Origin of the sequence: Amycolatopsis sp. cmx-11-32, from assembly GCF_047608695.1 — a bacterium.
Taxonomy (GTDB): Bacteria; Actinomycetota; Actinomycetes; order Mycobacteriales; family Pseudonocardiaceae; genus Amycolatopsis.
On record NZ_JADNQN010000024.1, the window covers coordinates 36,742 to 46,621 of the forward strand.

Annotated in this window: 8 protein-coding genes and 2 CRISPR repeat arrays; of the genes, 3 read left to right on the top strand and 5 right to left on the bottom strand. The window is 66.0% G+C overall.

Annotated elements, in window-relative coordinates:
- Positions 1–191: 191 nt before the first annotated feature.
- From ACM6LR_RS38310 to ACM6LR_RS38320, 3 genes are all read left to right on the top strand, one after another.
- Positions 192–1,412, top strand: a complete 1,221-nt coding sequence (locus ACM6LR_RS38310) for a DNA cytosine methyltransferase (RefSeq protein ID WP_414945543.1) — start codon at positions 192–194, stop codon at positions 1,410–1,412.
- 37 nt (positions 1,413–1,449) lie between these two features.
- Complete coding sequence (locus ACM6LR_RS38315) at positions 1,450–1,713, top strand: hypothetical protein (protein WP_414945550.1); 264 nt, start codon at positions 1,450–1,452, stop codon at positions 1,711–1,713.
- 366 nt (positions 1,714–2,079) lie between these two features.
- Entirely contained in the window at positions 2,080–2,823 is a 744-nt protein-coding gene (locus ACM6LR_RS38320) for a hypothetical protein (RefSeq protein WP_414945544.1), read from the top strand.
- 420 nt (positions 2,824–3,243) lie between these two features.
- Here ACM6LR_RS38320 and ACM6LR_RS38325 read toward each other — a convergent pair whose 3' ends face one another.
- From ACM6LR_RS38325 to ACM6LR_RS38345, 5 genes are all read right to left on the bottom strand, one after another.
- Positions 3,244–3,555 carry a hypothetical protein gene (locus tag ACM6LR_RS38325; protein ID WP_414945545.1) on the bottom strand — a complete coding sequence of 104 codons (312 nt, stop codon included), beginning with the start codon at positions 3,553–3,555 and terminating at the stop codon, positions 3,244–3,246.
- Between the two features lie 647 nt (positions 3,556–4,202).
- The gene (locus ACM6LR_RS38330; RefSeq protein ID WP_414945546.1) at positions 4,203–4,574 is read right to left on the bottom strand and encodes a hypothetical protein; all 372 of its coding nucleotides are present in this window, start codon (positions 4,572–4,574) and stop codon (positions 4,203–4,205) included.
- 4 nt (positions 4,575–4,578) lie between these two features.
- A complete protein-coding gene (locus ACM6LR_RS38335) occupies positions 4,579–5,793 on the bottom strand; it encodes a WXG100 family type VII secretion target (RefSeq protein ID WP_414945547.1) in 1,215 nt (404 codons plus the stop codon).
- Positions 5,793–6,116 (bottom strand): hypothetical protein, encoded by a 324-nt coding sequence (locus ACM6LR_RS38340; protein WP_414945548.1) that lies wholly within the window; start codon positions 6,114–6,116, stop codon positions 5,793–5,795. The genes ACM6LR_RS38335 and ACM6LR_RS38340 overlap by 1 nt, the downstream gene beginning before the upstream one ends.
- Positions 6,113–6,562 carry a hypothetical protein gene (locus tag ACM6LR_RS38345; protein ID WP_414945549.1) on the bottom strand — a complete coding sequence of 150 codons (450 nt, stop codon included), beginning with the start codon at positions 6,560–6,562 and terminating at the stop codon, positions 6,113–6,115. Before ACM6LR_RS38345 ends, ACM6LR_RS38340 begins: the two co-directional genes overlap by 4 nt.
- Positions 6,563–7,910: 1,348 nt before the next feature.
- Positions 7,911–8,671: direct repeats of the CRISPR family, unit length 28 nt; unit sequence GGACCAGCCCCGCTCGCGCGGGGAGAAC.
- 92 nt (positions 8,672–8,763) lie between these two features.
- Positions 8,764–9,096: a CRISPR direct-repeat array (repeat unit 28 nt; unit sequence GGACCAGCCCCGCTCGCGCGGGGAGAAC).
- Positions 9,097–9,880 lie beyond the last annotated feature (784 nt).

The following is a 9,880-nucleotide window of genomic DNA, read 5'->3' on the forward strand; positions in this document are numbered from 1 at the left end:
TGGGAGCTTCGAGAAAGGCAAACAGAAGGTCAGTGCGTATCCCACCGAGGTGGACTACTTTCATCAGATGATCACGGTAGCGGACGGCACGCGGCTCCCTGCAACCGACGGCCTTCGGATCGGACCACCGGCCCCGTGGTCCGAAGAGTGGTCGGTCGCTGCAGATCGATGAGCCGAGTGCGCAGGAGCTCGTGTCAGTCATCAAGGTGACCTTTCCAGAAGATCGAACAACAGCGGAGCGGTGCCTTGCTTCTTCCCTCAAATCGCTCGAGGATGTTCCAGTGAGGTCAGTGGGACTGTTTTCAGGTATCGGCGGGCTCGAACTCGGACTGGGCGGGGCGGGGATCGAAACCGAGTTGCTGTGTGAGTATTGGGAGCCTGCGGCTGCCACACTCCGGCGACGGTTCGAAGCACCTGTCGTGGGCGATATCCGGGAACTCGCAGTCTTACCTGATTCTGACGTCGTGACCGCGGGCTTTCCGTGCACCGATCTGAGTCAGGTCGGTCGGACGGCGGGAATCACAGGCGACGAGTCAGGGCTCATCCGTGAGGTCTTCCGTCTGGTCGCTGATTCGCTCCCAACGTGGCTGGTGCTGGAGAACGTGCCCAACATGTTGACGCTCCATGATGGGGCACCGATCCACCACATCACCGAGTGGCTCGACGAGAACGGTTGGAACTGGGCCTATCGGACGGTGGACTCTCAACACTTCGGTGTAAGGCAACGCCGCCGCAGAGTCTTCCTCGTGGCCTCTCAGCGCGAGGATCCTCGCGGGGTTCTTCTCGCCGACGAGGTCGATGCGCCTGTCGCTCGGAAGCGTCATAGCGCCTACGGTTTTTATTGGACCGAAGGCAACCGTGGCATCGGCTGGGGTGAAGGAGTCACACCGACTCTCAAAGGCGGCTCGAAGCTCGGCATCGCCTCGCCGCCTGGCGTATGGATCCCCGGTGCGGAAATCGGCAAGGCGATCTGCCGTCCCAGCATTCGTGCGGGCGAGCGGTTGCAAGGTTTCAGGGCAGGCTGGACCGAGGGGGCCGGCAAGCTCGGGGAGCGTTGGAAGATGGTCGGCAACGCCGTCACGGTGCCCGTGGCGGAGTGGATTGGTCGTCGTCTCGTGTCTCCCGGGGAGCCCCTGGACGTCGGCCGCTCTGTACTGACTCCTGGGCGACGTTGGCCAGCTGCTGCGTCGTCGGTGGCGGGGAAACGGGAGGCATGGCAGCTCAGTGAGCGGCCGATCGTCGTACGACCGCGCATGTCGTTGTCAGCTCTTCTGGACCGGTATTCTTCTGAGCCGCTCAGCCTCGGCGCAACGACCGGCTTCACCGAGCGGTTGAAGGCCAGCACCTTGCGGCGCAGCGATCATTTCGTGACCGCACTCGACACGCACATCACCGCAATGACCACGAATTGACATGCCTGAGCCACTCGACGGCCACGTACGGCGGCGTATGCAACGCCAGCGCCGTCGCGATACCGGCCCGGAGTTGGGCATCCGGCGCCGCCTACACGGGCTGGGGTTCCGGTACCGCGTCGACCATCGACTGGAACCCGGGCTTCGTGTACGGGGTGACATCGTGTTCACTCGACGGAAGGTCGTCATTTTCATCGACGGCTGCTTCTGGCACGGTTGTCCGGAGCACGCGACTACGCCGAAGAACAACGCGGAATGGTGGCGGAAGAAGCTCGACGACAACGTGGAACGCGACCATTGAAATCGTGCAGCGCTCCGCGAGCTCGGGTGGACCGTGATCGTCGTGTGGGAGCACGAGTCTGCTGAGGTTGCGACGCAGCGACTGGCCGCCGCGCTCGGTCCACCTGCACCAAAAACACTCTTCAACCGAGGTGAACCGCCTGGGTGTGATCGAGGCTCTTCGTGTGAGTGAAGATCCGGAACCATGGTCCGGAGGACGAGGTGCTCGCGTGGATTCGCCCACCCGGCGCCCTGCTGGAAGACTGGTTGGATCGGTGCCCCCGGCAGGATTACCAAAGGATGGGAACGGGTCTGACCAGGGACTTTTCAGCGGCACATTGGTGGTCGAGGCGAGCTTCGGGCTTCCGGGCTCGGGCGGGAGCCCGTCATGAGCGCCAACTCGCAGACAATTGCTCGGTTTGTCACGGTCGTGATGGGGTTGGTCATCGGGCTCACATTCCTGTTCGGGTTCGGGAACGTCCTCAACCTGGCCTTGAAGCTGCAGGTGCCGGTGTACGTGGCTCCGCTGGTGGCGCCGGCTGTTGACCTGACGGTGCTTGGGCTACTTGTGGGTACGCGGCACCTCGCCCTGTCCGGGGCTGGCGATGACGCGCTGCGGCCTGCGCGGCAGTTGCTGCTGGCGGCGAGTGTGGTGACGCTTCTGTTGAACGTTGCCGGCCCGGTATGCGCTGGCCAGTGGGGTAAGGCTGCGTTCGACTCGGTTGGCCCGCTGCTGTTGATCGGGTGGGCCGAGGCGGGGCCTGGCCTTCTCCGGGCGTTGAGTGCTGCTAGCGCCGGTCTCGATTCAGAACACCCATCCAGTCCATCGAGAGCGGTGCCGCCGACGTGTGGTGGCGCCGAAGAGGAGGTGGTTGGAGTCCCGCCTCTTCAGAGTGACAAGCTGGCCGCAGCGACGCGCCACAACGTCGCTGATCTCGATGAGAAACTCGTTGAGCGAGCCCGCGTCGCCGACGCCGAACACTGGCGACATTACCGTCGACCGATCTCTGCGGAGACCCTCCGGAAGCGGCTTCAGGTCGGAGCGAAGATGTCGCGCGCTCTCGTAGCAGTGGTTCGTCTTGAGAACGCTCATGCAAAGGTTCAATTGAATACTCTTATGGCGAGTAAATGAGTGCCGAAGTTACTCGAACCCGTTGGTTAAGAGCCAGCGACACTGCGTGTCGGACGGTGTCGAGTGAATGTCGGACAAGACCTTTCGTCTGGTCCATGGCGCATCCGCAGTGTCGGGGTGTATCGCCTGGTGTCGGACTGCTTCGGACTGCTTCGGACCTCTCGGGGTCGCGGATGTCGGGTTGTCGTTTGGTCCGGCGGCCTTGAGGGGGCGGCGTTGTGGGTGCTGAGGCTGGGGTCTGTCCTTTGGAGGTTTGACGGTGTCTTGCACAAGGTTCTCGACGTCGGCCGGGGTGAGGTCTTCGGGCATGCGGAGCGGTGTCGACCGGGTAGGCGACGTCCTGCTCCTTGACCAGTTCCCGCAGACGGATCAGCGCCGGGCACGGATGGAGCTGACTGATTTATGGGAGAAGCCCAGTTCTCACGCCACCGTCTGGTGCGGTTCCCGGTTGATCACCAGGCGTCGCTGCAGCTCCTGGCCCTGGTGCGAGAGCCGGGCGAAGGCGCGCCATAGTCGCTGGTCGTGGTCGCTGCGCAGCACTGTTTCTTCCAGGGCGGGCTGGGTGCTCTCCACGTTCTCGGCCAGCGCGTCCGACAACGGCACCACTCGCGCTTCACCGCGGGCAACCCGGCTCGCGAGCGAAGATGACCCCGCTTGCGCGGGGAGAACTTCGTGGTCACGCACATCGTCCAATTCCACGCGGGACCAGCCCTGCTCGCGCGGGGAGAACACCAGCCCCGCTCGCGCGGGGAGAACTTCGTCTGGTCGACGGATCGACGACGTACGGCGCGGACCAGCCCCGCTCGTGCGGGGAGAACATCCTGTTCGGTCCTCCCAACGCGGGTAAGACCGGACCAGCCCCGCTCGCGCGGGGAGAACAGCGCCGTGCTGCCCGCGGTCAGGTTCCGGCCGGGACTAGCCCCGCTCGCGCGGGGAGAACCATGCCGATCAGGACGCCAGTGTTCACCGACGCGGACCAGCCCCGCTCGCACGGGGAGAACCGCGTGAGATCGGCGTCGACGACGCCCGTGGGCGGACCAGCCCCGCGCGCGGGGAGAACGCTCCGGAACCGGCACGTAGTGGCCGCATTGAGGGACCAGCCCCGCTCGCAATTACCGGGAGCGCACCATGCCGTCGGTCCTCGGCGATCACCGAGCCAGCGCCACTGTCCCCGGTGCTCACCACCGCGAGTGCAGGTGATGGTCGCGCGGTAGCTGGCGGGTCCGCGGCCGTCGCGCCACCCCGAGAATCGGTTGTTGGTCTGTTCCCACACCCTGCACTGGGGTGCCAAGGATGCCACCTCGCCAGCTGCTGTCGGGGCAACAGCCGACACGGCGCAGACTGGCCGCTTGTCATTCTCTGTGATGTCGCCGGCGGGCTCAGGAAAAGCTGAGTCGTGGTTCGGCCGTCGAATAAATCCGGACCTGACCCCAATCGCCAATGATTTCGTAGTAGCCCTCGTCGTACTGGAAGCTGTCGATGTTGCCCAGGTCTTCCTCGCCGGTGGCGTCGCGGTAGGTCTGGTTCGACCGCGTGACCCACTCGATTTTCGTTGCGCCGGGGATGGTGAGCACTGCATCCTCGTAGCTGTGCTGCTCGTCGGCCCGCGGCTCGTGGTAGCGCGGATGCGAGGGGGTGAGAACAAGGTCCAGCTTGAAGGTCAGGGAGATGGGGGTTTCGTTGATAGCGAGGACGTAGCTGTCTTCGAGGAAGACGTGCGCGAGATCGGCGAAATCGGTGTAGTTCTTCATGCGCTCATTGGTCCCAGGTGATCGGTGTGTGGTTACCGGGGCTCTTCCTGCTCACCGGATTGCCGTGCGGGTCGGTGCGGACCCCGTCCTCGTTGCGCAGCTCGACGTGGGGGTTCTCGCTGCCCGCAGCCCGGTTGCTGCCCTCTTTGATGGTCATTCGAACGATGCCGTTGTCGTCGACGTACTTCGCCGGACCGGTCGGGGTTTGCTGCTTCTGCCACCCCTGTGCATCGGCATACCGTGTCAGATCGGATGCCTTCGGAGGTGCGCCGTTCGGGTCGAAGTATTCGGATAGTTTCGCCTTGACCGGAGGTGCCCCGCCCGCGTCGGGTTTGTCCCCGGCGCGGGCGTTCTTGAGGAATTTGGCTGCTGCCCCACCAAGGAGCAGGCCGCCGACGATCTGGCCGCTTGCCCTGCCAGGGTGGTCATCCCAGTCGTTCCAGCCGATGAGCTGCTTGCCGAACTCCACAGGGTGCCTGACATTGTTCCACGCCGCCGAGGCGATATCAGTAATCCCGTCATGATCGGGGTTACCAGGGTCTCCGATGGCGTAGACGAGGTTCCAGATCCCCTCGGCAGAACCCGAGAAGGCGTTCCAGGCGCCTTCGCCGAAGTCAGCGACGAAACCGCCTACGTCGTCGAGCCAGTCCGAGGCCGTTGGCGCTCCGCCGGCCTCGTCGGAGAGGGTCGCGGCAGCGCGATCTCCGGCTTCGGTGAGTTGCTGGCGCGCGCGGTTGAGGGTGTCGCGCGCCGCTTGCCGGGTTGCTTCGCCAGGGTCGGAGAACGGCGCGACGGCGACTCGTGTCGGGTCGCCGTTCGCCGCACGTGGCTGGTTCTGGGTGTCCGCGTTGGCGACGTTGCGGTCATGTTGGGCCTTCGCGTCGGCAGTCGCTGTCTGCCCCTGGTCCCACATGCGGACAGCGTCACTGGCCTGCCCCTGTGCCCACCGCAAGGTTTGAGCATAGGCAGACAGCCCTTCGGCCACCGCGTCGAACGAGTCGGACGCGGCCAGCCACTTGGGCGGTTCGTAGCTGAACTTGTCGTGGAACTTCGTCGCGGCTGGACCGGTCCACGAGCCGGTATCGATCCGGCGGAGGCCGTCACCAACCTGCCCGGTGGCCTCGCGCCGCCCGTGCAGTACGCGGGCGTTCTCCTCGATCGCTCCCGGATCGCCCGGCACCAGGGCACGCGGATCCGATGTCTCACCAAGCTCAGCCATCAGTCCTCAACCGCCGCCTCGCCAGGGTCTACGCGCAGCTTCTCTGTCGCGGCCGCGTCGGTGCTGCGGTACGCCTCGGCGACGTGCTTAAGGCAATCGCCGATGACTTCGGCATCCTCGGTCAGCGTGTCGAGTCCCTGACTCCATCGCGCGCAGTAGTCCGCAAGAGCGCTATGCAACCCGGAGTGCCCATAGAGGGCAGAGTCGCCACACAAATCCCGCAGTGCGAAGGATTGCTGGTCATGGACGCTTTGGGCGATTCCCTTTGCGGCGCCTTCGAGCACCTCGATGTCAACGTGGAAACCGGGTCCGTCCAAGCTCACCGCACGCGCTCCTGCTGTTCAGTGTGCGAGACGGCATCCAAGCCGCCTGTCTTGCTGGAGTGGTGGTCATTTCGGCGGCGGATCGCTGCGAGAATCTTGGGGGGCATCATCCGATTCAGGATGGGCATCCGGTGGTCGTCGTCTGGGTCCAGCATCACGCCGATGCCGACCGGTAGCTGTTCGAGGAGATCAGCCCCGGTGGTCGCGTACACGTCGCAGTCTCCGTAATGCGCGGCGAGGCGCTGCGGTGTGGAGAACACGAATGTCCACGTCCCACGTCCTTCGACCTCGACCACCTCGACGCCCGGCCGAGCAGGCCGACGGCCACACACCGTGGCTCGGGCAAAGACCAGGTCAAACTCTTCAGGAGTTCGTTCCCCAGCTCGGACCGCCTGTGCACACGCGGCTACGACAGCGTCGTCGCCTCCAGTAACCCCCTCCGCCATGCGCGCAAGTGTACAGCGGACTGGAAGCAGGTAGTCACCGTTTGTAGTTGCCGCCAGGTCTGCGGGAGGTAATTGCGGAGTGGATGACGGAAACGCCGCAGGTCAGCAAACTCGTGTCGTGGCTAGCTGGCGACGTCGTTGGCCCAGCAGCCTAGGAGGCGACGAGTTCCCACGAGTTCTCTTCGCGCGCACCTTGTGCAGGCTCGCTTGTTCGCCATGCCCCGACGCGTCGCCTCCCCTGGTACTTCGACGACTTTGGTATTGCCCTGCTTCACCGCCACCAGGGGCCGGCCCGCCTCACATGATCGTGAGGCGGGACCACCACAAGCAGAGGTGGGGCCGGCCGAGCAACTCGGCGTTGACCTTCCTTGATGTCCGTGTCGTCACAGCAGCAACAGTCATCACACTCTGTTCCCATCCCGCCGGAACTCACCCCGGCATGTCGGGCCGAAACACCGAAGATCGAACAGTTCCCGGCTGGGCCAACCACTTCCGGCGTGCAGTCTCGGCTCCTCCGCCCCACAGGGCGGCTGCTGATCACCGCGGACGACGCCAACCCCAAAGCAGGACCAGCCCCGCTTGCGCAGGGAGAACGCACGGTCAGGTGACCGTTCAGATCAGCTCGGCCGGGCCAGCCCCGCTCGCGCGTGGAGAACCCCGACCCGCGGGACTGCCTACTCGCGGAGGTGGGACCAGCCCCGCTCGCGCGGGGAAACTTCACGCACGAGGCGCCTGCGACGTCAGCCTCGGGGCCAGCCCCGCTCGCGCCGGGAAAACCGGACGAGAAGGGTACGAGAACGGCCGGCGTGAGGGACCAGCCCCGCTCGCGCGGGAAACGATGAGATTCTCTTGCGACCCCAGCACGGAGAGGGACCAGCCCTGCTCGCGCGGAGAGAACATCATGGTGATGATCGACGAGTGTCACAAGGCGGGACCAGCCCCGCTCGCGCGGGGAGAACGACTCCTGCTGTCCGCGCAGTGCCGCGGTGTACGGACCAGCCCCGCTCGCGCGGGGAGAACTAAAAGATCTAAAAGACCAAGAAGGGGTCCAGGGGACCAGCCCCGCTCGCGCGGGGAGAACCAGCTCGCGGTTTCCTTGCGGTAGCGGAACAGGGGACCAGCCCCGCTCGCGCGGGGAGAACGGGAAGGTGGCGCGGCCCGGGTCTCACCTACACGGACCAGCCCCGCTCGCGCGGGGAAAACTCCGGATGACCGCGCGAGGTAGGGACCAGCCCCGCTCACGCGGGGAGAACGTGCCGCCGACGGCCGCCCGGTACAGGAACCCGGGACCAGCCCCGCACGCGCAGGGGAGAACAGCCCGGCCGCCTTCAGGTTGCCCCAACCGTCCGGACCAGCCCCGCTCGCGCGGGGAGAACGAAACTTGGGAGATCGGCGAATCGGATATCGGCGGGCCAGCCCCGCTCGCGCGGGGAGAACATGTCCCGCATGGCGAAGCGCACGAACGCCCAGGGACCAGCCCCGCTCGGGCGGGGAGAACGACGGCACGATCTTGAACACGTCGTGCGACTGGGGACCAGCCCCGCTCGCGCGAGGAGAACGCCCATTCGGATGCGAGGGTGCCGACGCGGTTGGGACCAGCCCCGCTCGCGCGGGGAGAACGAGAACCCGAACATGGGTGAGGCCCGCCGGCTGGGACCAGCCCCGCTCGCGCGGGGAGAACATGGACCGGGTCCGCCGGTCCTACCCGAGCGTGGGACCAGCCCCGCTCGCGCGGGGAGAACTCGCCGGTCTCGGGGGCGTGGAGCAGCTGCCCGGGACCAGCCCCGTTCGCGCGGGGAGAACGACGCGCTTAGGTAGTCGCGATAGTCGTGCATGGGACCAGCCCCGCTTGCGCGGGGAGAACCCTCGACCTGGTCACAGAATACGACTGGCCACGGACCAGCCCCGCTCGCGCGGGGAGAACCAGAACAAGACCCGGGGCTGCCAGCAGCCACGACGGACCAGCCCCGCTCGCGCGGGGAAGACAAATTGCAAGCCGGCGGATCGGTGTGGGTGCACGGAGCAGCCCCGCTCGCGCGGGGACGACCGAAAGGACGGTCACGTGTCCGAACTCGACTTGGGACCAGCCCCGCTCGCGCGGGGAGAAAAGGGCGATCTGGAGTTTGGCGGCTAGCTCAGCCGGACCAGCCCGCTCGCGCGGGGAGAACCCGTCGACCCAAGGCGGACTGTCGTCGATGCAGGGACCAGCCCCGCTCGCGCGGGGAGAACGACAACAGGGAGCACCGGGCCCGCCTCGGGTACGGACCAGCCCCGCTCGCGCGGGGAGAACACGTTGGATGTGGACTGGGAAGCCACCGGCCGGGGACCAGCCCCGCTCGCGCTGGGAGAACTGCGTGGACCTGTCGCGAACGCCGGGACCTGGGGGACCAGCCCCGCTCGCGCGGGGAGAACAACCGCACCAACCTGGACACCCTGCCATTCGACGGGCCAGCCCCGCTCGCGCGGGGAGAACACGGCCACGCCGACACCTCGCCGTGAAACCGGGGACCAGCCCCGCTTGCGCAGGGACGACATCGCGAACGTGCCGCGGTTTCTGGCATACGCGGGACAGCCCATTTCGCGGGGGCGGCCTCGACACCCCGGACAGGATCATCTCAGCCAAGGGACCATCCAGGCTCGCGCAGGGCGGTATTACTGGTCGAGTTTCTCGTCATCCCAGAACGGGCTCGTCCTCGCGTGCGCGGGGACGGCGCCTCGAGAACCATGGCGATCTCGGCGGACAGTGGACCAACCCCGCCTGCGCGGGGACGACCGGGCCGCGGTGATCCGCTGGGCACAAGTCCACGGACCAACCCCGCCTGCGCGGGGACGACGTGGGCCAAATGGACAAGCTGTGGCGTGAGCAGGGACCAACCCCGCCTGCGCGGGGACGACCCGATGTCAGGAGACGCCGCGCTCGGTACCGTGGGACCAACCCCGCCTGCGCGGGGACGACACTAATTGACCTGGCCCTTTGAAGATCGTACTGCTGGTTTTGTTTAGTTGGGTCGTCGTTATGTCCTCATGTTGATTATGAGGTTGGATCGAGCCTCAGGGTGCTGATTCGGCGAGCTTCGTTCGCTGGATCAACTTTGGGGTCGGGCGATGGTGGGTTCCATGGCAAGTGTGGAGCGGACGGCATCGTGCCCAACCCGGTCCGATTGGGCGACGAGGATGTCGGCACGCTCGCCTGTCAATGGTCAGTTTTTTCTCCCCGTAGGCGGCCAGATGTTCTCCCCGCTGGCGGCCAGGCCGATCTCCCCAACCGCGGCCAAATACTTCCCCGCCTGGTTAGGACTCAGATCAACGCAGCGGTCT